The following is a 26999-nucleotide window of genomic DNA, read 5'->3' as shown; positions in this document are numbered from 1 at the left end:
TTCAGGAATCCCTCATTAGCCTTTTAGAAAGAGGCTTGAACCTTAAGATTCTGCAAAGATTATCACAGCGTTCAACCAGTTCAGAATTGTGTATTATCTGTTTCCAATAGTCAGGTACTATCTCGGCTGGATTTGAATGATGGGGCAAGCTTGCAGATGGATCACCCCCTAAAGTAATATCAAGCCACCACGATGTCCTGTCTTTGATTAGTGAGACAATGGCCTCAGACTTTGGAGTAGTCGGTCTACTTAGTCGTGTGCTCATGGACATCCTTCGCTTAAGTGATGAGCTGACAAAGTTACTAGAATTAGAATAGCTTAGTGGTGGCGAATAGCACGCATATTCTGATCGAATGAGCTGACTAATACGTTCAAATGAATATCGACCAACTGCTTCAGGATGGCGCATGACTTGAACAGAGCTAGCAGTATGATGCTTTTCCTTAGATGCAAGCAGTGATTCATTGATTGAACACCACATTATTAGTGGATCAAGCGCAATGTCCGGCTGCAGTTGCTTTGCAATTGACCACCAAATCAGAAGTGAGTCTAAGCCGTGAATTGTGGTCAGTATAGATGAGGCATAGAAAAAGGGATCTCTGAAAAAATATATATAACGAGCACCTGGATACTGAGACTCTAGTTGAGAAACATGGTCAGGAAATAATGCGAGGCTGAACGAAGGATCATATAGATTGCAGTTGCTGTTGCTCAAAAGTCTTTCATAAGTCTGGCCAAAAGTATCTCTTGAATACATCATGTTGAGATCATGATGTGCCGCTTCAAGCTGATAGGTTTCAAAGCCACCATAGATAATTCCAGACAAGGCACGAATTAAGCCATCATCAATGCTGTAAAGATCGAGCATAGAATTAACTTGTTTCAGGTGCTTAGAATCGCTTCTTATAGGAAGGTGAGTATGCGGAAGACCAATCTGGCCCAACTGACTCATTCTGTTGCTGAATGATATTGCGCCACCTCTAGGAGCACTGATAACAAAGTTTAATCGGTAAAAGTCGATGGGATTTGGCGACGTACTTGCATGCGGTAATGCACGTTGAACGGTAGTCATTACTTGGCTAGGGAAGGAGAGACCAAAGATCCACGTTGATAAACCTAGTTATGGGGGATATGAGATTTAAAAGAATACAGGTATGGCCAACGTCAATTTTGGCATAACCTTTTGAACCAATAAAATTTGTAGGTAGACTATTATCTAATTGAATTTGAACTTCAACGTATTGTAGGCCATCAAGCTCAACTGTTGATGGACTAATAGATGAAACTCTACCTTTAAATTCCTGATCCGAAATAGAATACAGTCTCAGGACACAAGGCAACTTAGTACGAACTCGTGCCCGATCATATTCAGGAATCAAGGCATTTGTCTGAGTAAGCGGCTGAGCTTTCACGGTTAATATTGTCTCTCCTGGTGTTACAGTTCTGTTCAACAATGTTCTAGTATTTGAACTGATAACTCCGTCAAAAGGCATTACAAGCATGAGATGACTGATACGAGCTTCTAAAGCTTCTAATGCAATTTTGCCAACTTCCAAGCTACTTTCGGCTGAACTCAATTCATCTAGAGCTTTGGATAGTTGCTCTTCTGAATTTACATCTTGATCGATTTTCTGTTTTCTCTGCGCGATTGCTACATCTGCCAAAGCAGATGTTAACTCACTTTTGGCACCCTCTAATTCGCCTGTAAGCGCTTCTTGAGAAGATAATAGGTTTTGAAGTTGAAATTCGCTGATTGCTCCAGATTTTGTTAAACGTCTCAATTTGGTTATTTGATCGTTCTGAATCTTAATCTGATTTTGTAGGGATGTAATCTTTGACTTTACTTTCTGAACCATTGCATATGCACTTTGGAGTTCTTCATCACGGTTCTCTCCTTCAAGTTTAATGCTTCCAGTTCGTATAGATTGAATAAGTGTCCTTTGAGTTCGAATATCTGAATCCAATTTTGAAATGAGTTGCACCTGCTGGCTAAGCTGAGAACTTAATGTTGGTGAGTACAATTCAAGTATATTTGTTCCCTTTTTAACGATAACCGATGATGGTCCATCTTGAAAGATTTGTTTAACAGCTGCTGTTTCCGAAGAACGTATGTCAAGAGATTCACCTTCAGTTACATTTGCAGAACCTGTTACGGATGCCCTGAATGGAAACAAGAATATGATAATTAGGATAAAGGCTAGGAAAAGTTTGCTGCTAAACAAACTTGTAATACCGAAGTGCAAAGAATGTAGAAATGAGTTTGCCACACCAAGGGATTGATTTGGCAAAGGTACATCAGGTCTACCTAATGTATAGGATTTTGGCGTAGCACGTATAAGCAACTCATCAGTTTTTTTGGAAGTGCGACTTGCTATCAGTTTTGTGAAAAAAGTTAAGTACAAGAAGCGGATAAGTAAGATGGTTAGTGCAATTCGGACTATCAATGCAGTCCAATGACCGGCAAACTGTGGAACCTCAGCGGATATGTTTGGGATGAGAATATTGTAAAGTATAAGCATTTTGATAGTAAATGCTATCAATAAAGCAACTAGGAAAAGCAAGCTATTGATATCAGACTTTGACAAGGATATTTGACTGAATTCACCCTTGAAAAGATGAGAGAATGTTGTAGAAGCACGCTTTACTGAAATCTTGAGATAGTTCTTAGGCATGACCCCAAAGAACTCAAGTAGTCTTCTGCCTGGAGTATTACGTACTGGTATCAACAAAATAATCATACTTGCCAATGCGCCTTGTATGATTGCAACTAGGATATTAAGGCGAGAATAAGGTGAGGAGTCAGGGATTGGGGTATAAATATATAAACAAAGGATTGAAAAAACAACAAGATATAAGCGTACTAGCAGTGGTTGGGCGACTAGTATCAATTCTTCAAGCTTAGTTGCTCGTTGCTTGATTTCCTTGCTATTTTGTTCTTTGGCTAATCTGGGCAAAAAACCCCATTTTAGTCTAAGATATAACTTTTGATCATCTATATTTAGGGAATATGACAGAAGAATAGATGTCATGACACTGATCAAGTTAATCACAATTAACATGATCAAGAGGCGCGACAAACCTGTCAGTGGATCAGACCTTTGTGACAAGAATACGGCTAGTGGCTTTACCCCAAAGTAAAAACTGTAAATAGTACCTACAAACAGTATTACTGTCAGAGGGAAAAAGCCAGGCTTGCAGGCTGATTAAGGCTCTCGGAGGTCTTAGCAGTCCACGGGAGGTAATCCAATTAAAACTGAAAAGTAATATTTTACGATCTTCCTTTGATGTTTTTACCTTAGTGTGATCCGTTCTTGAGCCATTGGCTTGATATAAGGAACTTGTAGATCCATTCGAAGACAATGAGTCTGTCTTGGAGTTTGTCGGATAGAGATGAGGATCAACTGGAAGCAATATTCCTTTTTCACATAACCAAGAAATGTATTCATCTCGATTAATCTCAGAGCGAGATGTATCAAAAAAGTTCTTGCAATTAGAAAAAAGAAACTCGACCGAACCACCACTTGAATCAACATTGAGAATGGCATCCCATTCAGACGCGGACAGCTTAAACGAAGTAGTTCGATCACCAAAATATAGACGATATTGCCCTTCTACCAGGGGAGAAGTTCGTAATGATGGATTGATACAGTAAAAACAACTATCACCTACTATCATGATAATGAATGAAAGATTAGGGAGTACAAAGGACTTTAGAATTCATCGTCATTATCATTGAATATAGTACTTTGATCCACTCCACTTTGAGATGATCCATATCCAGTAGTTGTTTTCAACTTTTCCAATTTTCCTCCCAAATCGTGAATCAGCTGCTCACAGCGACTCTGCTGATCCTCTTTTGTAATGCTTGAGGGATCAACAATTGAAGCGTCTGTCGAGTCCCCATCTGTTCCAATGGACTTTGAAGCAGCCATCAAACTGGTCAATGCAAATTCATAGTCTTTGTCTTGATATTGAATCTTACCCCAACAAAAATTAAAGCGAGGACTGTTGCTACTTTGCACTCGGGTAAGTTCATCCTTGGCGGCATTGTATTCACCAAGATCTATGTAGCATTCAGCAGCATCGATTGACAAGCGCTCTTTGAGTTTAGAAGGACATTCATCATTGTCTGCTGAACGAATTATTGCCAAACCACGAACTTTATTACCCTGTGCAATGAGAATTTCACCAAGGAGGATTTGTGAATAATGATTCTTCGGATCAAGTCTCAAGCAATTGTTAAGATTGCGTTCGCATTCATCAAGCTGTCCCAGTTGTAGTTGAGAGATAGCAAGCATCCTGCGTAGCTTTATGTCGTTAGGATTTTGAAGAACTACTTCTCGTAAAACTTTGGCTGAGTTATCAGGATCTCCGAGCTGTTGCAAAAATGATGCTAGTGCAGTTACATCCGACTTCTTGTTAGGTTTCTGTAGAAGAGCCCTGTTTGCACACTCTTGTGCTAACATTTTATTGCCTTCTTGAAGCCTCAACTTACCAATACGAGAAAGCAATCTGATGTCTTCAGGTGTTAAGGAAAGTGCTTTTTCAAGGTGAGCCATTGCAACTGCGGAATCACTTTCTGATCGGGCAATTGCAGCCATGGCTACATGATATGGAGCGTAGAGTTCCCCATCAGGAACTCCAGCTAGAACCCTTCTTGCTTCAGGAAAATTTTTATCTTTGACGATCAGAGACCGTACCTCCTTGAAGGTTGATTTTAGGTGACCTGGAAGCACTACGGCCATTGTTGAGCATCTCTACACTGGTTAATCTTAGCACCGTAAACCAGCGGTAGTCAACTCTGGATACTTGGCGATAATTTAAAATATAATTGCCGCCGGAGAGTATGGATTTTTAGAGGTATCATTAGGAATTTTTAATTGGTTCACATTTGCATGGATTACCTTTCCAGTGCATTCTGAGCCAACCTCTTTCCAACAGTTAATTCCTTAACGACTCAACGTGACTGTCTCATCATCGTTTTTGTTGCATTGTATTATCAAATTTTTACGAACTCGTCTTACTGAGCGAATGGATGATTCTACAATAAAGAATAAAGACAACTACTTCCGCTGGAAAACCACCATTCATTGACTTTGGCATTTCTCGCTTGTTTGGCTGGAGTAAATCCTTGGCTCTCTTGCTTATCTCGTAAACTACTAGGCTGCTGTGATCATTATTTTGAACCTTAGTCATTGTGAATCAAGATCATACTTGTTACACAAGTTTAGATCCGTCCAGTCGAACATGCATAGATTACTTGGATATAAAGAGTAGTACGTCAAGGCGGATGAACTGTTTGAGGTAAGGCCCTTCAAGTCCGCTTAGTTGAACGCAATTGTGATTTGTCCCTAACTATTAGGATGCAACAATTATTGCCTATGCCCTATCTTGTCGAGCCTGAGTGCAGCATCAGTTCAAATAGCATACGCACTAATTTGATAAGTCATACCTCATTTGAACAACTTTCAACATCCCGAAGAGGTGCGTCATTCAGGATGATCAATTTGGCTGGACACTGCCTTGATCACTGGATGATCCTGGAGTGCTCATCCCGGTACATCGTCGAAGTGGATCAATGCAGCCCTAAGGCACACACAGCCATGCCATGCTCTCTGAGTATCAGCCATCACCTTGGCGTTTTCACTGCTCAATTCCCGTTCTGAAAAGTCTTGCGAAGCTCTCCCTTCCCCTTGTTTGTTTGCCAGCACATTGGTAAGGTAAGCCCCCACCAATCCTTGTTTATTCTTAATCTCTGAACAACAGTTTCCATGTTTACTCTTTTTCTGCCTGGCAGTTTTCGCCGAAGTTCCGACTATGTCTGGTTGAGTAATTGTTTGGCTCAAAATAGTGACTTTTATACTGTTGATTATCCGGTTTCTACTACTGTCGCCAAGCTAAATTCTGAGATTTATAGTTCAGATTGTATGCTCCAGGTCCGTCGAGAGTTAATTTATGGTAGCCAATCAATATCGGATTCAAGACTTTCGATTGCCTATGAGGACTCAGTCATGGGATCTTTTCTAGAACAAGTTAAGAAACGTCATGGTAATTCAATTTCTGATCATGAGATCCTTTCTCACGCACTTGTCGTGGGTCATAGTCAAGGAGCAGGGCACGCCGCAGTTATGGCTATAGATCACATTCTCAACGGCGTACTGCTCATTTCAGGACCAGCTGATTCATACTTGCATGTTCCTTCTTCATGGACTGGGATTAGGGCAAGAACTTCCAGAACACATGTTAGAATGTTTATCCATGCTGAGGATCGACATTCGAGAATGTGTCTATACCATTCAACACTCCTTGGATTAAACAATATTAGTGTTCTCACGGAGTCATCTAGGTTAGAAGATGTCATATCTAGTCAAGTTGTCATTGACACAAGGCCCTTGCCCCCACTAAAGTCACATGATTGTTTGACGTTTGATTCAGAAAAGCTTGATGATTTTAATAAGCTGTATTTATCTTCCGTTATTGCCACGCACAAGTCACTTCTAGTGACTTACTAACGAGCACCCTCTTGAGTTCGTCAAATTAATTCGAATTAACAATGAAGCATTCCTCGCTTTTTAATTTCATGACCACTAAAAGAGTTGACGACTCATCTCATGAAGCTCATGAAAGTGAACCTTCGCAGCACCAGACCGCTAATACCTTCGACTCTTACTTTGAAGTCCTGATGGAGCGAGCTAATCTTGACAGTACTGTTGCTGGTCGAAAAAATAGTATAGAATACAATACACTCACGCAAATTGTTTCAGTATCCCGAAAAGATGCTGATCAGTCTTACATTCATGTCTCGGATGACGAAGATGCTGATCATCAGCTTGATCCTCAGCCATCAAGTTCTGAGCTTGTAACGGAGCCCTTCAGTGAGATGGAGTCTGAAAATGCAGCGTTATTTAAATTCTTATTTGAGCCAATTGATCCTCCTATTCTAAATGACGAGTCACCTGATATGGTTCTTTCCACTGAACTCATTAATGATCTTCAGAATCTGAAGGATCGAATACAGCATCGTTACAACGCTCTTAAGAGAAACCTTTTTAATAATCAATCTCATGAGTGAGCCTATCTTCCTGTTAAGTCCCCCTCGTTCCTTTTCTTCCGTTGTATCGTCTATAATTGGACAACATCCCCAGCTTTATTGTTTTCCGGAGTTACATCTGTTATGGCGCGATAATGTTGAGCATGTTCTTTCAAGTAAATCTAATATTACTCAATGTCGTTATGCTCCTAGTGGACTGTTGCGAGCAATTGCAGAGGTTCACGAAAACAAACAAGATAGTGCAGCCTGTAGCCGTGCTTGGATGTGGCTTGCCAATCATAGATCTCTATCTACTAAGGAATTGTTTGATTATTTGTGTGTAGCGCATGATCCCAAGCTATGCATTGAGAAATCGCCTGGAAATACTCGGTCCATTGATCGAATGATAAGACTTTTCAAATTTTATCCCAAAGCCAAATTCATCCATCTTACTCGGAGTGTCGTAGGTTCTTCTAAGTCACTTAAGGAGTTCTTTGAACATCGTGATTCAAACCAAGGTGAGCGCAAGAGTCTCCGACATCCACTTGTTAAAGATAACTATGCTTTAATGTGGTATGCTACTCATAAGAGTATATTAAAGTTTCGTTCCATTATACCTCCGTCCAATTTTCTTACAGTCAAGGGTGAGTCTATTCTGATTGAGCCACATTCAGTACTTCCTCAAATCTGCGAGTGGTTAGGAGTGTCGACTGACGAACGAAGTATCGACGAAATGCTCCATCCAGAGAATTCGCCATATGCCTTCTTTGGACCTCGTATGGCTCCATGTGGCAATGATCCAAAATTTATTACTAATCCTGAATTTAGGCCGATGCGCAGAAAGGAATATTCATTCGAACAAGTCAGGACCTACCTAACTTCAAATGATCGATCAAACTTTACTCGCTATTATATTGAGAGGTCTAGTAGCGAGGCAGTTATTTCGCGTTTACAAGATTGGAATCACTCACTCCTTGAATTAGTCTTAGATATCGAAGCACAACTTGGCTACGCCTGAACGAATGAATTTGCTTTCTATTCCCCTCCCTGGAGGGACCAGCGAGACTCAGCAAATATTAGCTGTCCATCAGTCAATCAATTCAGTCGGACTATGGGTTCTTCTTTCTACGACTTCATCTCGAACTATTGTCTATTCTACATCATCGTTTTCTGATGCTCGCTTTGTGCTTCCTTACCATTTTGTTTATCTTGGTTCTTCGCTCAATGGTCAACTTTATTTTATAACTGACGAGCCTGAAGGTGTTCAGTCTTTGTTGTATATTTTACATTATGACGCTTCTTTGGGCATCAAGGTTGCTAAGGCTGAGATTAATTGTAATTCTAGTCATTGGAATCAATTACTTAAACTTTGCAAGCCTCGTGATAACTTGGCAGGTGCGTCTACTTTAAATAGCTCTCCTTTGCTTAATGATAATGCCTTCTACGAAACTACCTTGACCTCAGTTTGTGTCCCGTTTCATAGTTATCGAGATGTATTATCTATAAGAACTGCTGCATCTCTCATATCATCCTATTATAATTGTAATTCGAAAATTGCTAACGCTATCTCTGTCTTTCAATCTCACTATCCGTACCTGTCGCCTGTTGATGCTATTGAGCTCAGCGATCATACCGTTGCACTTATTGCCAATGATTCTTCTATCAGAACTTTAAGTTGTGGGGTTGAATCCAGACTGTTTGCCTGTAAGGGCTCAGCTAAGCCTACTCTTGTTCTTGGACGTTCTCTCTTCTCCATTGATAATTCATTATCGATTGCTCCTTCTGCGTCAGCCTTAGTCCACCCATCATTAGGCTTGGTCTTAGCTTCTTCACAGCATTGTGACTTGTCTACTCAACTTTCTCATCCTAACAGGCTTTGTGTATTCACTCTAGATTATACAACAACTTCTATTTATTGTTCATCTGACTTTGGTTCTACATTTGTACCAATCGACAAAGTCGTGCATCGTGACCATGATCTTGTGCCGATGCTTGTGCATCATCTAGATTACTCCCAAACGCTTTTCTATTCGTCTAGAATTGATCGTTCAAATATTTATTTCTTTGATGATGTTTGCATCTCATAACCTTTGTACCAAGAGAAAACCCTTTTCATTCCTAAATCTTTTATAATATAATTTAGATTTTGATACGTTCACGGCTGCGTGTTGATTGCGCTACGTCTATTGTCATCTCCCTGTTATGTATTGATTTGCGGCTGATTTTAGTTTTTACGATGCTAAGGAGACTCTGGAAAACCCGAGCCATTCGCGCGAAAATATCTTTCGCTCATATGTTGTCAAGTTCTCACCATGCCATGTACGATGTCCTAGTGAAGCACTCGTACATGATGGTATTTGAGCCGAGTACTCATAAAACTGAAATCAATGGAGGCGACATGTCGGGTCAAATCACGATGAAATCCGAATGTTCATGTATTGAACTGGAACAAAGAAAACAATCGCAATCCGTTGCTTTGTTTGACGCAATTCCTGCTGTTCTGTCACCAGAGAATGGTTGCCGCCGGCCCAGAGCCAGATGGAGGTTTTCTATGATTCTGCTGGCCATGTTTCTGCTGATGGAGGCCATGCTCGCAGGTTGCGCGATGCCAAGGTCGTTCAAGCGTCGCGTTCAGGGAAATAGGCAATCTGCAGCGTCTAAATCAGTCAATGTGTCTACAACTGGTTCGGCTTACTCGCCATTGATTCCTGGTGCTCCTGCGGGCAGTAATACCCTCGATATTTTTCCCTGTAAGCAGTCTTCTGGCTCACCATGCCCGACTCTTGTTTATGTTCATGGAGGATCTCTGATGAGAGGCGATAAAAGAAGTGTCGGTTCCATGCCAGACCTTATGAATCGCAATGGCTTCTGTCTTGTTTCCCTGAACTACCCAGTCTATGGACGTCCTGTCAACGGATTGATCGAGCAGCAGATGTCTGCGCTTTCTTCCGCCACGGCATGGCTTGAAGCCAATCTCAGTAAAATCAGACCTTCATGCACCATGAAGGGTGCTGCCATGATCGGGCATTCAGCTGGAGCATATTTGGCAGCGCTGACTGCCACTAGTCCGCGATATCGAGCGACTGCTGATTCTTACCAAAAGCTTATTCTAAATGATTCTAACTGGTATACAGGCAAAGTGCGACGATACAAAAACAGTCTGGCCACTATTTTTGGACAAAGCGCCATGAGCGGATCGGGTAAAAACTCCCTTCTTGCCGAATGGGTCCCTGCTGAGCTTGTCAGGACATCATGCCCGAAGAAATCATCACCAACCGATGTGATGATTATGTATTCAACCCAACGGCCCGAAAAACAGCAGGCTGAAATCAGGTCGTTCGCCAGTGCACTCAATGATTGCAGGGCTTTCAACGCCTATCTTTCGGCTCATTCATATGACCATAAAGGTATGCACAAGAGTATCGGAGAGCCTGAAAGCAGCACGGGGGCGGCCATTCTGGCTGCTCTGAAACGTTGATCTCTATACCTTGTCTCTGCAAATGAGATCGAACACTTGGTGGATTTCTCTTGTCAGCTCATCCCTGACCCTGTCGCAACAGATCTGCTGATTCTGCAGGAATCACTGAATCCCTCAGTTGCAAGGTCCCCGGTGGGCTTAATGGCCATCCTCCAAGCACACCCTGTCAGGGAACTGAGTCATCAGGCGATCCCCGGGCTGATCGGTGCGGAGTGGGCGTGGGTAATGTCGCTTAGCATGAGGGTCTGCGCCCCCAGCAAGGAGCCAAGGTTGGATTCATGGTCCTGGCTGTCAACTGGTCTTACATCAGCTCAGGTTGGGCAGTACTGGATCACTTTGGCTGGATCAGTGATGCGACACATGGAAGCGCAGCCTGTGGCGATGGGAACGTGAGGCTCGATCGGATCATTCCCAGGCTGACAGTGCATCACTTTCCCCGTCTCAGCCAGGTGCTTCTTCCATCCGTTGGCGATCTAATCCACAGTTTCACCTGCGCTTATTCATGCTAAACTAGTTTAATTGATAGGGCTTATATGCAGGGCTACGCAATTGTAGGCATGGCTTGCAGATATCCGGGAATTAAGGACACCTCATCATATTGGCAGGCACTTGTTAACGGAGAGTCACTCCTCAGGGAGATGACTGACTCTTGGTCCAGATTTTACTACAATAAAGACCAAGACAGGTCTAATCCACGAGAATCATATTCCACGATATACACTAAAAAGTATGGATCTATAGCTGATGATAGTTGGATAGATTCTTTAAGGTTTGCTTTTCCTCCTAATCTCGTTGAAGGAGATCCGTCCCAGTACCTCTGCCTGCAGGTGGCCGCCGAGGCCATGGCAGATGCTTTGCGCGGACGGGCCCCAGAGTGGATTCCCCATGAGCGGACAGGTGTGGTGGTCGGCATGGGTGACCACCCTCACAGAGGGATCGTCGGGGCGCTGATGAACGGCATGATTATGGAGCATTTCATTGACGTTCTTGCGGATTCAGTAGGTGGAGTTTTGAAAGGGGAGCGGAGGAAGCAACTCCGCTCTCTGCTTTCTTCAACTTATGAGTTGGTTGCTGATCCAGCAATTTCACCAAACCTTATATCCAATGTAGTCTCCGGAACGATTGCAAACAGGCTTGGTCTGCTTGGCCCTAACTATCTTGTGGATGGTGCCTGCACTTCAGGCATGATTGCTGTGGATCATGCAATCAAGCAACTGGATGCCGGTGATGCCGATCTGATGCTGGTAGGTGGTGTGCAGGCTACGATGAACTTTCCTATTTATCAATTGTTCTGCACAATTAATGCTTTGTCGGAGGAGGGAATATTCCCGATGTCGAAGTCCGCATCTGGGACACTTCTCTCTGAAGGAGTAGGCTTTATTGCCTTGAAACGCTTGTCAGATGCCGTAAAGTCTGGCGATACAATCTATTCTGTAATTCGCTCGGTTGCCTTGGCCAGTGATGGAAAAGGTGAGGGACTTTTAGCCCCCAATCGACAGGGGCAGGTCGCGGCGATGAAGAGGGCGTACGAAAAATGTGATATTAAACCTTCAGATGTTTCATTGGTCGAAGTTCATGCAACGGGAATTCCTCATGGAGATAACACTGAGCTTTCATCGATGCTTGAAGTGTTTGCTGATTGTCACCGTGGTCTTTCCACTATTGCTATTGGATCTATTAAATCACTGATAGGCCATACGATCCCTGCATCTGGAGTGGCCAGTCTGATCAAGATCTCACTCGCACTTCAGAACAAATTGATTCCCCCTTCAATTTGTCCGGATCCCTTGGAGGCTGTTGCTGACCACTCCACACCTTTTTATATCAACCGCACACTTCGACGTTGGTTCCATTCTCCAGTAAAGCCGCGTGTTGCCGCCATAAATTCGTTTGGCTTTGGAGGCATTAATGGTCACTTGATACTTCAGGAGTTTATAGCTCCTAACCTTGAAAATCCAGCACCTAGCGTCCTTTTCCCATATCCAGCCTCAGGATCAAAAGCGCCCTCTGATGATGCAGGCCTGAGTTCCGACAACGACTCATCTGGAAGAACCTACCGTGGCATGCTCCAGTATCGCCACCATGGCTATACAACTACTGGTCGGGCCATCTTTCTAGCGGCAACCTCCCGTTCAGAATTGCAGGAATTGATGGCTGGCATTGATGTTGAGGCGATCCACCAAGCGGTCCTATTCAGCACCCCTCATGGCCATGATCAGTCCTCCGAGGTATCGGTCAGGCTAGTTATTTTTGCTTCTTCTCTCAAGAAACTCGGAGAAGGTCTGCAGGATGCCTCGACCTGGTTAGCTGGGAATGTTTCAACATCCAGTCATCGTGGACGCCATTTCATCTATTCTGAGTGCGTCAAATCACGCGGTAAAGTTGCATTTCTGGTTCCAGGTGAAGGAGTTCAAGCTCCTGAGATGCTCAGTGATCTGACAAATAATATTGATCTCTTTTCTTATTGGTATAATTTTATGGATGAAGCGCTGGATCGTGACATACCACTCGGCTTGGTTACTTGTATGCCGAACGCTGATCTGAGCTGTACTCAAACCGCCAATGTTAAGCGAATGGAGCTCCTCTACGCTCAGGACTCGGCGACGCAAATCATTGCCGCTTGCCTGATGTCTTTCTATGAAATCGCTTCTCGGATAGGCTTGCGACCAGATCAGGTTGTTGGGCATAGTCAGGGTGAATCAAATGCAGTGATGCTTTCAGGAAGTCTTGCCACGATGAAAAATCAAGACGACTTAAAGACTCGGGTGAAGCAGATTCATGAATTCTTTTCTAATGAGAATTCTATTGATGAATTTCCTAAGGGGTCGACATTTGCCATTTCTGGACTTGATACTACTCAGCTCAAAGAGATCCTCAAACGTCGGCCTGAGTGGTCCTTAATTTCCGATAATTGTCGTTCGCAGCGTATTGTCTTTTCTGAGGCTGCATTTAGCAAGGAACTGGAAGAGCAGGTGCTTGCTGCTGGAGGCTCCTTGCTGCCAACCCCACTGACACGTCCTTATCACACACGCTATTTCAAGCAAGGAGCAGAAACGCATCGCAAGCTCTACAGTGAGTTTCCTCACTCAATACAGTTCGAACCAGATCACGCAACTATATACAGTTGCCTGACTACACAGCCTTACCCCAATGACTATGAGCAAGGAACTCAGATTTTCATTGATCAGTGGCTTAATCCTGTCAGGTACGAGGAAACCATTCGAAATATGTATAACGATGGTGCAAGGTATTTTGTAGAACTAGGTCCAAACACTACACTAACCAGCTACACTAAAGAAGCGCTTTCTGACTATTCTGATATTGTCGCAGTTTCGTTGGGCACCTCGCGAAAAGACAGTACGACAGCCTTCCTCCAGTCTGTAGCGATTCTCTGGACTTCTGGTCTTGATCTTGATTTGGTGGGACTTGATGGTCTCTTCGTGGAACGATACAGGACCGGCCTGGCCACCGTGACTAGGCCTGCTGCGGCTGTCCCCGTTCTTTCTGAAATCCCAAAGTACAACTCAGTCGGGCTACGGGAATTCCTGGCATCCGTGTCATCGGACTCCGGGCCTCCACCTGCCGGAAACCGACATGAGTTCTCCGGCCAGACCTTGGACCAGGGAGTTGACTCTGCGACTCCCGTCAGTGAGGAATTAACATCCTCTGGCAACCAGACCATGCCCAGCACCTCCGCGTCACCTGCCCCAGGTGTTGTGCGGCAGGATCCTGTGCTGGGACATCAACTTCTGCTCGAACACAGCCGAACGATCCTCACGATCCTGGCCAACGCTGATTCCACGTCCAAGCAGATCTTCAATCAGGTTGACTGATCGATGCCATTGTTGCTGGTACAGGCAATTGACACAAGGCTGTGCCAGCAACTTTCAGCTCACTATTTATCTGGTCAAGAGTAGAGATGTCTTTCTACATTTCGGCATTCTGCACGAATATCAGATTACGTTACCAGTCGGCTAGCCAGTAAGTTGTTATTGTTTCAGTGGCTTCAACATGATTGTATCGCTGTAACTGACCTAGAACTTTATGGTCCGCCATCCTGTCCCCCAAAGCTCTATCTCTGCAAGCGGGATCTCAGTAATCTCAATGTATCTGTTTCCCATTCCCGAGGACTTGTGCTGGTTGGCATTACTGAACAGTCTGCATTCGGCCTTGATATAGAGCATGTCTTAGGTCATGACTGGCCTGCGATTTTCGCTTACATGCGCTGGCCTATGCCTACACCCATCCATCAAGTATCCATCGAAGGTTTGTGTTGTTGTGTCTGGACAATTTATGAAGCCGGCTTCAAGCTTTTTGGCGGTCTTGTTGCCCAGTCTGACTTTCGGTTACTTTCCATCACCTTCCCTGCCGATCAGCCGTTGATGAACCGAGGAATATTTTCTTTTAAAGGGGCCTTCGCAGACCTGAGATTTGCTGGAGAGGGTATTGTAGAAGATGCGTGGATTATTTCAGTGGCAATGCAGCCTTTGTCTTAGTTATCCCCTTCAGTCGTATGTGCTTTCGGCCCTAGGCCATGTTATGTGTTTATTCAGTTTCCAGCTAGTTGCTTAGTAGTTGGGCCAAATCTCTACCAATCTTACTGTTAGGTTCGGAAATTTCTTGTGATATATCCGTATGGCTGAACGGGTAGGCTTTGACCGTTGTCTGCATATTCAGCTTAGTCTTTAGAAGTGAGGCAAGGATCAAAGAGCTGTCATGACTAAAGCGCTTTTGCGTTGTTGCAAAGTAGGCCCAGCCCTTGACATCGCTAGGAGCGAGCGCAGTCCTATTCAATAAGCATTCTACTGGAGAATATTTGCTTATCAGTTCATTCAAGCTGGCGTTAGTGTTGGCATCATGGCCAACTAAACGTTCTATCTCAAGTCTTACATTTTGGCGTGCAGCACGGTAACGCTTAGATAAGTCATAGGCCGCAGAGTCTACAAATATAAATGATGTGTGAAGTCTCGAGAATAGACCCTTGGAAAGGCCCAATGCGAGTAAATAGGAACCAGCTGAATGTCCAAGATAGATGACTGGTGCTGATGGGTCAACTGGACAAAGTACTGGCAAATCAGAGTTGACCCACTGGTCAAGTGACCTTAAAGCCAAGAGCTGATCATCTATGACAGAGCCAGTGCCTTCGGCAGAAAGAGGGTAGTTGCAAGAGATAAAGTTATAACCTAGATGGTTGAAATATAAGTCTTTTCCTAGAATATGACGTTTTGACCCTCTTCTCAGCCCTCCTCCATGCAGAAAGATAACGGTTCCTTTGGCCGAGATAGAGGAAAGTTGATAGGCATCAAGGGTGACCTTGCTTCCATGCGCGGCAATGAGCGCAGGCCCATAGCATACATCACTATGAAATTGAACTGCTATGTTTGGACGCAGGCGTATTGATGATCTTCGCGTCGACGGTTTCAGCAGGTTATTTTTGCAGCGATTCAAAGACTGCCAAAAGCTAAATGTCATGAGAAACCTATGTCAATGCGAAATGGATCCAGCTAGACGCATGAGATATTCATTGTCTCGCCGATGGAATTATGCAATAGGCCTCAGCGTTGTAATGTCCACTATTTTCATCGTAATGAATCAACTTATCATAAGTAATTATCTGGTCATCACCTAGGAATTCTAACATGAGTAGTTTTAATTCTACACATATAAGTAAGGCCCAACTTCTAACTCCAGCAAAGATGTAAGGAAGCCGGCATTTCCAGGCTGTCGTCGCTGAGGGGCTGTAAGCGCTTCATAGCCGTAATGTGGCTGGCTATGGAGACCTAGCGTGCCCGTACAGCGGTGCTCCATTTCTCCACATCGTATCGACACTGAAGCACATGACAGATCTCCCATGCAAGGGCCAAGATCCCTGGCTACTTGATCCCTTTGCAACGGCTTGAAAGCGGTCATCACAGAATGTAGCCGTAATGTGCCCAACAAAGGACCTGTCCCAACCATCATTGTCCCCCAGAACATCCTGAAGGCGACAGTGTGGAGCGGTTCTACCTCAGGACCATCAGCAGATGCCTCTGCATTGAACGTTCCATTTGATCTGGAAGCATGCAGTAATATTGTCTTGCGAATCTGGATCAGTAACATGCAGACCGAAAAGCCGGATCTCGATCAGTCTTTCCACGTTGAGATGGTCAGACAGCTTAATTTGTTGCCAAATAAGTTTCATAAGATATCTGCAGAAGATCTCGATCACTTGAACGAAATTTCTATTGACGAGGCCGAGAGGCAATTATCTCTCACCTCGGCTGCTATGAGACTATTTTCGAATTTTGAAAAATTACTTTCTATTGCACCGATTGCCGCTAAAAAGCTGGGAGGTTTTGCAATCACATCCAAGAATCAACCAAAGACTTGAAAAATATTTCTTTGAAGGATCTGTTCAGTTACCGCTCAACTCATATTTGCTAATATTATATAGAATAGAGCTGAATATCGCCAATATTTCGCGATCGCTACTTTGGCAACTCCGAACAAATGGTATGTTAGATAGATATGATTTGACACCCTCCCTTTGGATTTAATCTGTATTCGCCGGGGTCCAAGTCTGATGTTCTAGTCAAGACTTCAGGTCCAAAAGGATTTGCAGTACAGGCATAGGTATGGTTATTCCATTTGATGATGTTTCTAATACCGAAATTGTAAATATTGTTAAAGCCGTTATGCGTCATGCAGTTCCAGTCGACTCCATCCTCCGAACACCAAAGCTCTGCACCACCATAAGAGGATAAAAAGACTTGCATAGTATCCCAATCAAGAAGTCTGCCAAATCTGGTTTTCCGTTCATCCCTTAATGCCCAAAGACCAAATATCGACCAATCCATAGTTCCTAGGAGCAGTTTACCGTCAATACTTACAATCTTCCAAATATAGGCATTGAAATAATTACCAAAGCCAGGACCTCGCCCACTTAGCGGTAACAAGCCATCACGTGGATTGGCGCAAACCAGTTCTAATTCGTCGTTGGGAGCCAGTCGCAGAACTTCTGCTGCTGCTGGCCCAACATTGTTGGTTCGATCATGCCCACCATTTTGGATGCCAGTACCGATATAAAGATAATCTCTGTGACTACATAAAGATATGATTCCCTGATTTAATGCTCCTCGACCACCCCCATCTTTAACCACCAATTCCCATTTAAAATCATACTTGCTAATGCGCTGGCCTCTCCATAGCTGAAAGCCATTAATTCCGCCAGTCCCTGCATAAAGCAATCCTTGGTGGATACAGAGTTCGTAGACAACAACAACCTCAGGGAAAGTCCCTAGCCCCTTCCCGTTGATGGAAAACCATTTACCGCTTGTAGGGTCATCTGTTGCAAAGATTGTGGTGATGCCGGCCCCGTTAACGTTCCCATTTGATGCGCCTGTAATTGTTGTAACTAAAAGTTCGTCATATTGAAGAAGTGAACGAATCGAAGTAAGTGTAACTTCATTGGATGAAAACTCCGAGACAATACTTGGTTTAGGGAGTCGTTGAAAACTTTCTCCGTCATAGCTGACCATCAGATCAGGGCCATCACCTCTGGAGCGGGACGTAGACGCGACGTACAGAGCCTTATCTGATGATCTTTCCTTATATGTGCACATGCTCCTATAACCGTAATGTCGTCTGAAGGGCGTCCCTGTTTCTGGTTGATACCAATCTGCTTGATGGACACGCCTAGGCGTAGATGATTCCGGGCTAAAACGCCAAATCTCTGCTGCGGAAACTCTTTCTTCAAAGGCCTGTTCGTAATTCTTATATTCAATTGGCACCGGCCACATGTCAATGTGAACATTGGGCATGCCAAAACGTAGAAAGACAAGGTTAGCGCGGCCTGTACCGATATACATAGATCCTTTAAAGACTGCTGCCGAGTAGGCGTAGGCGTTATAGGAGTCTCCAAATCCGCAAGCACATACAGGAGCTGGATTGACGTGCTTATGTAAGGCTATTGTCATCGTTCAGCCCTCATATCCAGGAATGCCGCTCATCAGTCCTTGGCTCACGTTTGATAGCGAATGAAGAGCAGGGAAGGCTTTCCATATCTCAGCACGATCGTTTACGATCCTATTCTCAAGAAAGAACTTCAAGTCGCCAGCATACTCATTAGTTTCAATCTGCTGTTTCTGACCTTCGATATATGGATTAGCACAATCGGGGTAAAAAGGTAGATGTAGAAAATTTAGGATTGAAGTCATGGCTTGTTCAGGATTCATGACAAGCTCTTCGTAGCTCACATAATGCAGGCGATTGAGATTAATGCCGGGAAGAATGGACTGAATATTTTCGTGACACAATGCCCAGATCATCTCGGGAATCGTGGATGTATCGCCCGAATAGCGACGTGCAAATGGAATGATTTCCTGCAACTGCGAATCAATCAACGATTTAATAACCGCTGACGGATGACGTGTAAGATAAATGAACCGTGCGAGAGGAAACTGTGTAGAAATTCTTTCAAGTGTTTCTCTGCTATAGGCGTAAGATGGAGTCTTGTCAACAAGATATTGTTTTGAGAAGTTCTTGTTGATTTCAGTGAAGAAGTTCAGAGCGGGTTCTTCAGCACCGATAAATTTCAATTCAAGACGATTGGAATCATCCATGCTGATTCCATTGATTCTTGCGCGCAGTCGAGCAGTTCCACCAAGCAGATGCCTAGTTTCAGCTTGACTCAAGGCTGCGTGCCGCTGCGCGTATGTGTCGTAATGAAGAAGATGCAACTCTTCAGGAGACTCGATATCTGGATGTTGATCAAGCATCCTTTGTAGCAAGGTTGATCCTGATCGGGGCGAGGACAGGATAAAAACGAGTTGATAGTCTGTTGCGACAGGACCTTGGTCCGAAAATGTTGGCTTTTGAATTAGTGATTTAAATTCGTCAAACTGTTTTATCTCAAAAAGGGAGCGTCTGTATTTGCTGTCGTTCACTGTTTGCTCTGAATATCCATTGTCAACACTTGCGCGTTGCTCGTTTGCTGGAGGACGAAGTGCCGACTGCTCAATGATATAATCGCTCAACTCTCCTATCTTTAGATCAGACACATATTGACCCTCTATAGGCATAACTAGTTCTATGAAGGACAGTCGTTCATTCCCGAGAGCTTGGCACTTTTGGAAAATAGAAACAAAATCAACTGATGTAAGTCCAAGATCAGCAATGAGTTGAGTGCCTGCAGAAAGCGTTTCGTCGTAAAAGATGTCATTATTTGCGCAGTACTCATCAATAATCTTTAAGATGTCTTGTAGCATTGTCAAAAAAGAGCTGCCTGCTGTTAACACGATTTCAGAGGAGACATGCATATGGTGGCTCGCCCAAGTCTTTCTTGGGCGCCATGGGATACGCAGTTGCCATCACTGGACCTTAAGAGCATAGCTCCACGTGGTGAGAATGCATCATGCCAGTCAAGCCAAGCGGATTCACCTAAGGATCCAGAGTGCCTCATCTGGGCCCTGAGAACTGGTTTTTCTCCATTGACAGGCTTGCCTTACTGATATTCATGTAGATGTTAATCTTAATTGAAGCTTGACACGATTTTGTTTCAGTTCTTGGTGGTGCACTCAGCTCACAGTCACTTTGTCGTAATGGTTATGAATGACTGCTCTTTTCTGTTCTTTGAGGCATGTTAGATAGGTGCTAACTCCAGCCACATCCATGCTACGGAATGTCATATTTGAGCTTGCCGCCTTTTATTCTCTTAACATTGCTTTTAGGCCCTTACTTGTGGTCGGATATTTGCAGTGAAGCTTTCGAATATTCGGTTAATATTTCGTCTAATGAAGTAATTCCAGCTGATAATGAAGGAACGAGTTCGTCGGAGTTGTGGTACGGCCCAAATACCCCTGACCCCTCACTGCACGCAATTGCACCCCCATGCTCGACTGACACCGATCTGTCGCTACGGCCTGATTAGCCAGAATTTGGAGGACTTCAGGGGCCTCTCCCAAGTGGTTGATGATCAGACAATTGTTGACCTCATTGTCCCATGCGGTTGGCAATCCACTACATCGTAGAAAGCTTCGCCAATCGTTCTGCCGGGCAACTGCTCTGGAGAATCAGCGGGGTGTTTAACGCAGCCAGCGGCGGACCCCCGATCCGCAGCACCTGTAGCAGGCTGTGGTTCTACGGCACCAGCGCTGCTTGCCCCACTGCATCGTCAGGGACGTCATTGCGCCCTTTTCGACCGTCGGAAGGGCCATGCACGCTCACAGGCTGGGGGGGTTGTCATGAATAGACAGTCCGGTCGTGATAATGTTCCCGAAATTGTCTTGTCCATAACATCTGTGGAACCCCAGCTCTACCTTTCATTTTTGCGAAACTGCATCTTTTTCTGTATTGATCAGGAATCTGTTAATTATAATGAAGTCTGATGAGAGTCGGCTGTAATCAGCTTTACAAGGCGCCTTAGTCTTTGAAATTCGAACTCCAAGGATATGTATAGTAGTTTATGTATGATAGAATTTGATAGTTTAAGGTAATGAGTGCAATATATGATCTGGCCACTGGATCAGTGGAACTTCGTCTGACTTTTGGTTGGATGGGCTAAAATAAACTCTATTGAGCACAAGGTAATGAATAATACCAATCAGGTTTTGGTGACGGTTCGCCCCGTTGGAGACTGGATCAAGACCACAGAGAAGGCTGTAGCTTCTGGAGCATCTGTATGTTTGCAGACCTTTGGCTTTGAAGATCATATTGAGGAGCTTTGGAATCAATGCCTGGCCAAATTCATAACAGGCATCTTTGCTGTCTCATGCAAAGACTTCAAGACAGCTAAGGCGTTGCAGGCGATCGCTGAACTGAATGGCTCAGCGTTAACCAGATCATTGAGAGTCATTATCCCTTGGCATCGAGTCAGCCGTGAACAGATTGTTGAACTGAATGGATTGAATCCAATTCCCAGGCTGGGCTCCATTCAGGATGTAGAGCAGTATGCCAAGTCTCCCTGGGATCAACAGAATGATCCTTGTGTGATCATCGAGGGTTACGAATCGGGCGCACTCTGCGGACGTGATTCTCAATATATTCTTTTCCAAAAGGCTTTGAGTTGCCTTAATGATTGTAGAATGATTGTATCAGGGCCAATTGGGCTACTCTCATTCTCGGCACTTAACAGTCAAGGAATACATTCCATTCTACTTGACGAGCAAACACTGCTACTTCATGATTCCTATCTGCCACTGAGGACCAAGCAGTTACTGAATAGAGTCAATGGAAGGCAGTCCATTGTTTTGCGCTCAGCCTTGGATAATAATGAAGAAGTGAGATGTGTCTCGTTGCCTGGAAAAGGTGCTCCAGGGTATTTATTTGGAATTAGTATTGATGCTTCTGAGTTAAACGAAATTGCAAGATGGAAGTCTGAGTGGATATTTCCTGTTGGGGAGGGTATTGATCTTGCCAAGGAATTCTGTATAAAATATTGCACTCTCGGCAGAGTTATTTCTGCATATAGGTCTATTCGGGTATCTCGCGGTTTGGCTACACGACAACCGAATACAATTGCAGACCAGTTTGGTGTTAAATATCCAATAATTCAGGGCCCAATGTCACGCGTTAGTGATAACGCGGAATTTACAGCAAGCGTAGCGCGAGGTGGTGCTCTGCCTACCATCGCTGCCGCGATGCTATCGGCTGAAGCGCTTGAGAAAATTCTGGTAAAGACAGCTGAATTGGTTCCAGATTTACCTTGGGGAGTTGGACTACTTGGATTTATTGATTCAACACATTTGCAATCTCAAATCTCCGTTCTGAAGAATTCTAGTGCAAGTTTTTGCATCCTCGCCGGAGGGACTCCAGCACAAGCGAAGGAGATTGCATCTAAGAATTTACGTGTGTTTATTCATGCACCCACTCCTGAATTGCTCGAGTTATTCATAAAAGAAGGCTGGAGAGACTTTATCCTTGAAGGACGTGAATGCGGCGGACATATAGGTCCCTTGAGTTCTCTGAATCTTTGGGAACGATCTATCAAAGTTGTGCTTGAGCAAAGTCCTGCTGTTGGTCGAGAGGTCTGTTTGGTGCTGGCCGGGGGGATTCATGATCAGACTTCTGCATCTTTTGCTGCATATATGATAGACGATCTAGCCAAGGTTGGTGCAACGTGTGGGTTACTTGTTGGCTCTGCTTATCTTGCTACTCGTGAAATTGTTCAAGATAAAGCGATAACTCCAACATATCAGGAGGTTACGATCGAATGTACCAATACTGTCTTCTTAGAGACATCTCCAGGGCATCAAAGCAGATGCGCCGATACAGCATTTTCTCGAGAGTTCAATGCCAAGCGTGATGAGTTGGTCAGATCTCAGGTTCCTGTCAGGGAGATTTCTAATCAGTTGGATCGATTAATTTTAGGACGCCTGAGACTGGCTTCCAAGGGTTTGCAGCGAGGTGAGAATGGTTTGCTTCAGGTTACAGAAGAGGATCAACTTGAGTTAGGAATGTACATGCTTGGTGAAGCTGTCTGTCTGATTAATAACCAGACAACCATTCACCAATTGCATGAGAGCATTAAGGCAGGCTTGGAAACACCAAGCAAGGCGGCGGAATTCGAAATTACTGAACGGGCCTCTATTCGTGAAGCTAATGAAATTTATAGAGGGAATCTGGATATCGCCATCATTGGAATGTCTTGCAAGCTGCCTGGCGCTAACAACCCTGAACAATTCTGGGACTTGGTCGTTCGTGCTCGAGGCCAGATCAAGGAGATTCCAGAAGAGCGTTGGTCCATTGGCGACTTTTATTCAGCTGATACCAAGGATCCAAATAAAATACATTCTAGGTGGGGCAGCTTCTTGGATGCTGTTCAGTTTGATCCAATTGAATTTGGTATTCCTCCGCAATCCTTGTCTTCGATTGATCCAGCCCAGCTATTAGCACTTGTTTGTGTGAAAGACGCTCTTCACAACGCAGGCTATTTTGAAGATAGTATATATGATCGTGAATCTACGTGCGTCATCCTTGGCTATAGCGGTGGCCTTGGCGAATTGGGTCAAGGCTATGTAATGCAGGCGGAACTGGCTCCTCTTTTGAACAGCCATCCTCAAGTTGAACAGTTGCTGCCAAAGTGGACTAGTGATAGTTTTGCGGGTATTCTTCCAAATGTTTCGGCAGGTAGAGTTGCAAATAGATTTAATTTTGGTGGCACCAATTGTACTGTTGATGCTGCATGTGCATCCTCTCTGGCTGCTTTAGACGTCGCCGTTAGTAAGCTGAGACAGGGTGATGTCAATATGGCTGTTGTCGGAGCAATTGACACGCTTCAGTCTCCTTTTGCCTATTTCTGTTTTTCGGAAACTCAGGCCCTTTCCCCAACTGGTGAAGCCAAGTCGTTTACCAATGAAGCTGATGGCATTGTTCTTGGTGAGGGTGCTGGAATCCTGGTACTCAAGAGGCTCGAAGATGCAGAAGCTGCTGGAGATTCAATCCATGCCGTGATCAAGGGCATTGGCAGCTCGAGCGATGGTCGTGGCAGGACGATGACTGCCCCGTCCCATCAGGGACAGGTTCAGGCTTTCGCCCGAGCCTATGAGGACGCTGGCGTGAATCCAGCCATGCTTGGTTACTACGAGGCTCATGGGACAGGTACACCTGTTGGCGATCGATCCGAGATCAGAGCGTTGACTACATTCCTGGAAGCCAAGGGAAGTCAGAGTTCTCACTGTGCGGTGGGTTCAGTGAAAACTCTGATTGGTCATACAAAAAGTACTGCTGGATTAGCGGGTCTTCTGAAGGCCACACTAGCCTTGAAAAATAAGTCAATACCAATCCATAGCAGAGTTGAAGAACATATTGACGAAGTGGTAAGTTCTGAGGCTGTTTATCTACCGACTGGAAATCTTCCTTGGCTCAAAAATGAGTCATGTAAACTTAGGACTGCTGGCGTCAGCGCTTTCGGATTTGGGGGGACCAACTTTCACGTTGTATTGCAGGAGTATGTACCGGAACCTGTTGTAGATGCTGAAGAAGTAATCGAACAGCCCAAGATTGCCTGTGGATGCAGGCTTCTTTATTTTACAGCTGATGGTGGCAGCCTTGTTCAATCTATCCATTCAGCATTGACCCACTCCCGTCAGATTGAGGAGGAGTGCGCTCTGAATGGGTATGCCACATCTGTGAATCAACTTATTGCAGACACAATTCAGAGCCAAGATATCTCTACTCACCTTCGTAGCGTTGCCAAAGACTATGCCATCATTTTAGTTGATCTCAGTGAGTCGGATATTGCTGACAAGCTGGATATTGTTCACGACCTTCTGCAAGGAAAGAAAGATTATTCTGACATGATGCGTCAGTGGCTCGTTTGTCAGTCAGAATCGGCTGGACTTCAGATTAAATCCAAGAATGCTGACGAGATTGCTCTTTTGTTTCCAGGCCAGGGTTCTGATTATCCCGGAATGGGCACAACATGCATGGGAGCGATGCCACTTCGTTCCCATGAGCTGCTGATGCAACTTATACCGGACTACTTGTCACGCGCAGACGTCCTTGATCATTATCTCTTTTGCAAACAAGAGAAGGGCAAGGCTCCTGCTGCTGAACTGAAACAATCATTGCTAGCGATTACTGAGGTCGCATACCTCGAAATTCTTAATCATCTTGAAATCCCATGGTCATTGGGTCTTGGTCATAGTCTTGGCGATTTTGTAAGCCTTCATGCGACGGGATGGATGTCAGACAGACAGCTAGTCGAATTACTGCATTCTCGTGGCCAAGCTATCAGCAATTTCAAAAAGGACGGCTATGGCATGCTTGTCCTGTTCTGCTCGGCTGATCAAGGCAATGAATTACTAAGTTCGGTCGCGTCACACTCAATTACATTGGCCAATATCAATTCGCCAACACAAATCGTCTTGTCTGGTCCGCGCTCTGACCTTGAAATTATTGAGGCTACTTGTTTAAGGGGTGGTGTTTCAACCCAATGGATGCAAGCCAACCAACCATTCCACTCTGTTTTGATGCAGCAATGCAATGCTATCTTTTCGGATTGTTTGGGTGCCTTGGAGCTTAAGGCTGACCTTCCACATTCACGTCAGTCAATTCTTAGCACGTCCCCTCGGTCCGGTCCTGTTACTAAGGAGAACATTAGAGACCTCATCAGATCACATATGACTTCGGGAGTTGACTTCATTGAGTCTGCAAAACAGGCTGAAGCCCTTGGTTGCTCCTTCTTTATTGAAGTAGGACCAAAGAAAGTCTTATCGAAATTGGTTCGATCTTCTATTGATTCTCTTGATTCAAATGTAGTTTCTCTCGACGGTCCTCTAGGAACAGAGGATTTCTTGAGATCTATCATGCAGATTGCCAGTCATGGAGTTCCTTTGAACTGGACTAGGCTGAGTACAATGCTTCAGCCTGCTGAGTCTCTATACTTGAACCACTCTTCAGTAGGAGTTTCCAATGCAGTTTCTAAAAGGCCTGGCTACTTATACTACGTTAATGGTGCCCATTCATGGAAATCTAGATATAAGTTAGAGAGTAGTCCTCAGCATAATGTGCACCATGCTTTGTCGGAGATTGCAAGGCCATTTATTGAGCATATACCCGCTCAAAATATTCCAGATACACTTCTGTCGCCATCTGTTCAATCGCACTCTTCCAACCACCAAGTCGCCCTAATGAACCAACCCATCCAGCCCACACAGTCCAGCCAGCTCAGCAGCCTTCGGCTCGAAGCATTTCGCACATACCACGAAACGCTACGTATGATGATTAATTCACAGACACAAGTATTTTCAGCATTTTTAGGTGGCTCGCCACAGCATTCTGCCTCTCTTGATAATCCTGACTTTATTTATACCCAACAACCATTTTCTGACCCGACTGTTTCTTCGGATGCCATTTCATATTCCACACCTGAGGCAATTCATTTCACCACTCCGGTAACCCCTTCCAGCAACCAGAAACAGCCTGTTCAATCCTCCGCATCTTCATCCCAGTCGAATGGCAACGGAGGAGTCATCCATCATCAAACTCCATCTCCAACTCTAACCAATCCTGTTCCAGGTCCTCAACACAGCCAACCAGTAGAGGTTCAAGTCCCTTCGCCTACCAATGGAAATGGTTCAATAGCAGCAGAATCAACGAAAATCCGTAACCTTGACTCAGGTAGCATTTTATCCCAGCTCACTTCTCTTTTGTCTGAGAAGAGTGGTTACCCAATTGAATTGCTTGATCCCGATCAAGATCTTGAGTCTGATCTTGGGATTGACTCGATCAAGAGAATTGAAGTCATGGGAGGTTTAATGTCTACACTGTCAGATGTTTCTCCTGAAGCCATTCAAAGCATTCAAACCGGCACTCGAGATCTAAGAACCCTTAGGGATGTTTCTGAGCAAATTGCAGCTATTCTCAACGGATCTGCTGATCGTGAAGTTGCTGCAGAGGTTTCTCAGCCGGGAAAGTAGTTGGCGGGATAGATGAATTAAGGCATGATCATCTATCCCACTTTGATAGTGTCTCTTATCCACTGACAACCCCGAGATCTGGGAAATGTCTAGT

16 protein-coding genes are annotated in these 26999 nt (G+C 44.4%); 10 read left to right on the top strand and 6 right to left on the bottom strand.

From position 1 onward, the window contains the following. Position 1: 1 nt before the first annotated feature. The 3 genes from SynROS8604_RS11880 to SynROS8604_RS11870 form a co-directional block, all read right to left on the bottom strand. Positions 2-952: a hypothetical protein gene (locus SynROS8604_RS11880; RefSeq protein WP_186544148.1), complete on the bottom strand. Its 951-nt coding sequence runs from the start codon at positions 950-952 to the stop codon at positions 2-4. Between the two features lie 127 nt (positions 953-1079). Further along, positions 1080-3029, bottom strand: coding sequence for an HlyD family secretion protein (locus SynROS8604_RS11875; protein WP_186544147.1), 1950 nt, complete (start codon positions 3027-3029; stop codon positions 1080-1082). A gap of 681 nt (positions 3030-3710) precedes the next feature. Further along, positions 3711-4745 carry a lipopolysaccharide assembly protein LapB gene (locus SynROS8604_RS11870; RefSeq protein WP_186544146.1) on the bottom strand — a complete coding sequence of 345 codons (1035 nt, stop codon included), beginning with the start codon at positions 4743-4745 and terminating at the stop codon, positions 3711-3713. A 1835-nt stretch (positions 4746-6580) separates the two neighbouring features. Between SynROS8604_RS11870 and SynROS8604_RS11865 the strand changes: the two genes are divergently transcribed. The 7 genes from SynROS8604_RS11865 to SynROS8604_RS11835 all read left to right on the top strand — a co-directional run bounded on the left by SynROS8604_RS11865 (position 6581) and on the right by SynROS8604_RS11835 (position 15004). Then, positions 6581-7072 carry a hypothetical protein gene (locus SynROS8604_RS11865; protein ID WP_222930098.1) on the top strand — a complete coding sequence of 164 codons (492 nt, stop codon included), beginning with the start codon at positions 6581-6583 and terminating at the stop codon, positions 7070-7072. After that, positions 7065-8048 (top strand): sulfotransferase, encoded by a 984-nt coding sequence (locus SynROS8604_RS11860; RefSeq protein ID WP_186544144.1) that lies wholly within the window; start codon positions 7065-7067, stop codon positions 8046-8048. Before SynROS8604_RS11865 ends, SynROS8604_RS11860 begins: the two co-directional genes overlap by 8 nt. Positions 8049-8052: 4 nt before the next feature. Further along, positions 8053-9117 (top strand): hypothetical protein, encoded by a 1065-nt coding sequence (locus tag SynROS8604_RS11855; RefSeq protein ID WP_186544143.1) that lies wholly within the window; start codon positions 8053-8055, stop codon positions 9115-9117. Positions 9118-9347: 230 nt separating this feature from the next. After that, complete coding sequence (locus SynROS8604_RS11850; protein WP_186544142.1) at positions 9348-10508, top strand: alpha/beta hydrolase; 1161 nt, start codon at positions 9348-9350, stop codon at positions 10506-10508. Positions 10509-10786: 278 nt separating this feature from the next. Next, positions 10787-11017 (top strand): hypothetical protein, encoded by a 231-nt coding sequence (locus SynROS8604_RS11845; RefSeq protein ID WP_186544141.1) that lies wholly within the window; start codon positions 10787-10789, stop codon positions 11015-11017. A gap of 24 nt (positions 11018-11041) precedes the next feature. Continuing rightward, positions 11042-14341 (top strand): beta-ketoacyl synthase N-terminal-like domain-containing protein, encoded by a 3300-nt coding sequence (locus tag SynROS8604_RS11840; protein WP_186544140.1) that lies wholly within the window; start codon positions 11042-11044, stop codon positions 14339-14341. Positions 14342-14641: 300 nt separating this feature from the next. Continuing rightward, positions 14642-15004, top strand: a complete 363-nt coding sequence (locus tag SynROS8604_RS11835) for a hypothetical protein (RefSeq protein WP_186544139.1) — start codon at positions 14642-14644, stop codon at positions 15002-15004. 64 nt (positions 15005-15068) lie between these two features. Here SynROS8604_RS11835 and SynROS8604_RS11830 read toward each other — a convergent pair whose 3' ends face one another. Further along, entirely contained in the window at positions 15069-15980 is a 912-nt protein-coding gene (locus SynROS8604_RS11830) for a hypothetical protein (protein ID WP_186544138.1), read from the bottom strand. Positions 15981-16404: 424 nt separating this feature from the next. On the opposite strand from SynROS8604_RS11830, the gene SynROS8604_RS11825 reads away from it, so the two are divergent. Further along, a complete protein-coding gene (locus SynROS8604_RS11825; protein ID WP_186544137.1) occupies positions 16405-16878 on the top strand; it encodes a hypothetical protein in 474 nt (157 codons plus the stop codon). Between the two features lie 127 nt (positions 16879-17005). Here SynROS8604_RS11825 and SynROS8604_RS11820 read toward each other — a convergent pair whose 3' ends face one another. Both SynROS8604_RS11820 and SynROS8604_RS11815 read right to left on the bottom strand, forming a co-directional pair. Then, positions 17006-18463: a hypothetical protein gene (locus SynROS8604_RS11820; protein WP_186544136.1), complete on the bottom strand. Its 1458-nt coding sequence runs from the start codon at positions 18461-18463 to the stop codon at positions 17006-17008. Between the two features lie 3 nt (positions 18464-18466). Then, positions 18467-19804: a sulfotransferase gene (locus SynROS8604_RS11815; protein WP_186544135.1), complete on the bottom strand. Its 1338-nt coding sequence runs from the start codon at positions 19802-19804 to the stop codon at positions 18467-18469. A 683-nt stretch (positions 19805-20487) separates the two neighbouring features. Between SynROS8604_RS11815 and SynROS8604_RS11810 the strand changes: the two genes are divergently transcribed. After that, complete coding sequence (locus tag SynROS8604_RS11810) at positions 20488-20736, top strand: hypothetical protein (protein ID WP_186544134.1); 249 nt, start codon at positions 20488-20490, stop codon at positions 20734-20736. Between the two features lie 295 nt (positions 20737-21031). Next, a complete protein-coding gene (locus SynROS8604_RS11805) occupies positions 21032-26905 on the top strand; it encodes a type I polyketide synthase (RefSeq protein WP_186544133.1) in 5874 nt (1957 codons plus the stop codon). Positions 26906-26999 lie beyond the last annotated feature (94 nt).

Source organism: Synechococcus sp. ROS8604, assembly GCF_014279655.1.
GTDB lineage: Bacteria > Cyanobacteriota > Cyanobacteriia > PCC-6307 > Cyanobiaceae > Synechococcus_C.
Note: the sequence above shows the minus strand (reverse complement) of the source record. Positions and strands in the feature narration are given on the sequence as shown.

Excerpts from the sequence above, each read along its gene's own strand:
- SynROS8604_RS11880 (WP_186544148.1), bottom strand. The coding sequence starts at position 952 with ATGAGTCAGTTGGGCCAGATTGGTCTTCCGCATACTCACCTTCCTATA.
- SynROS8604_RS11875 (WP_186544147.1), bottom strand. The coding sequence starts at position 3,029 with ATGACATCTATTCTTCTGTCATATTCCCTAAATATAGATGATCAAAAG.
- SynROS8604_RS11870 (WP_186544146.1), bottom strand. The coding sequence starts at position 4,745 with ATGGCCGTAGTGCTTCCAGGTCACCTAAAATCAACCTTCAAGGAGGTA.
- SynROS8604_RS11865 (WP_222930098.1), top strand. The coding sequence starts at position 6,581 with ATGACCACTAAAAGAGTTGACGACTCATCTCATGAAGCTCATGAAAGT.
- SynROS8604_RS11860 (WP_186544144.1), top strand. The coding sequence starts at position 7,065 with ATGAGTGAGCCTATCTTCCTGTTAAGTCCCCCTCGTTCCTTTTCTTCC.
- SynROS8604_RS11855 (WP_186544143.1), top strand. The coding sequence starts at position 8,053 with ATGAATTTGCTTTCTATTCCCCTCCCTGGAGGGACCAGCGAGACTCAG.
- SynROS8604_RS11850 (WP_186544142.1), top strand. The coding sequence starts at position 9,348 with ATGTACGATGTCCTAGTGAAGCACTCGTACATGATGGTATTTGAGCCG.
- SynROS8604_RS11845 (WP_186544141.1), top strand. The coding sequence starts at position 10,787 with ATGGTCCTGGCTGTCAACTGGTCTTACATCAGCTCAGGTTGGGCAGTA.
- SynROS8604_RS11840 (WP_186544140.1), top strand. The coding sequence starts at position 11,042 with ATGCAGGGCTACGCAATTGTAGGCATGGCTTGCAGATATCCGGGAATT.
- SynROS8604_RS11830 (WP_186544138.1), bottom strand. The coding sequence starts at position 15,980 with ATGACATTTAGCTTTTGGCAGTCTTTGAATCGCTGCAAAAATAACCTG.
- SynROS8604_RS11820 (WP_186544136.1), bottom strand. The coding sequence starts at position 18,463 with ATGACAATAGCCTTACATAAGCACGTCAATCCAGCTCCTGTATGTGCT.
- SynROS8604_RS11815 (WP_186544135.1), bottom strand. The coding sequence starts at position 19,804 with ATGCATGTCTCCTCTGAAATCGTGTTAACAGCAGGCAGCTCTTTTTTG.
- SynROS8604_RS11810 (WP_186544134.1), top strand. The coding sequence starts at position 20,488 with ATGCGGTTGGCAATCCACTACATCGTAGAAAGCTTCGCCAATCGTTCT.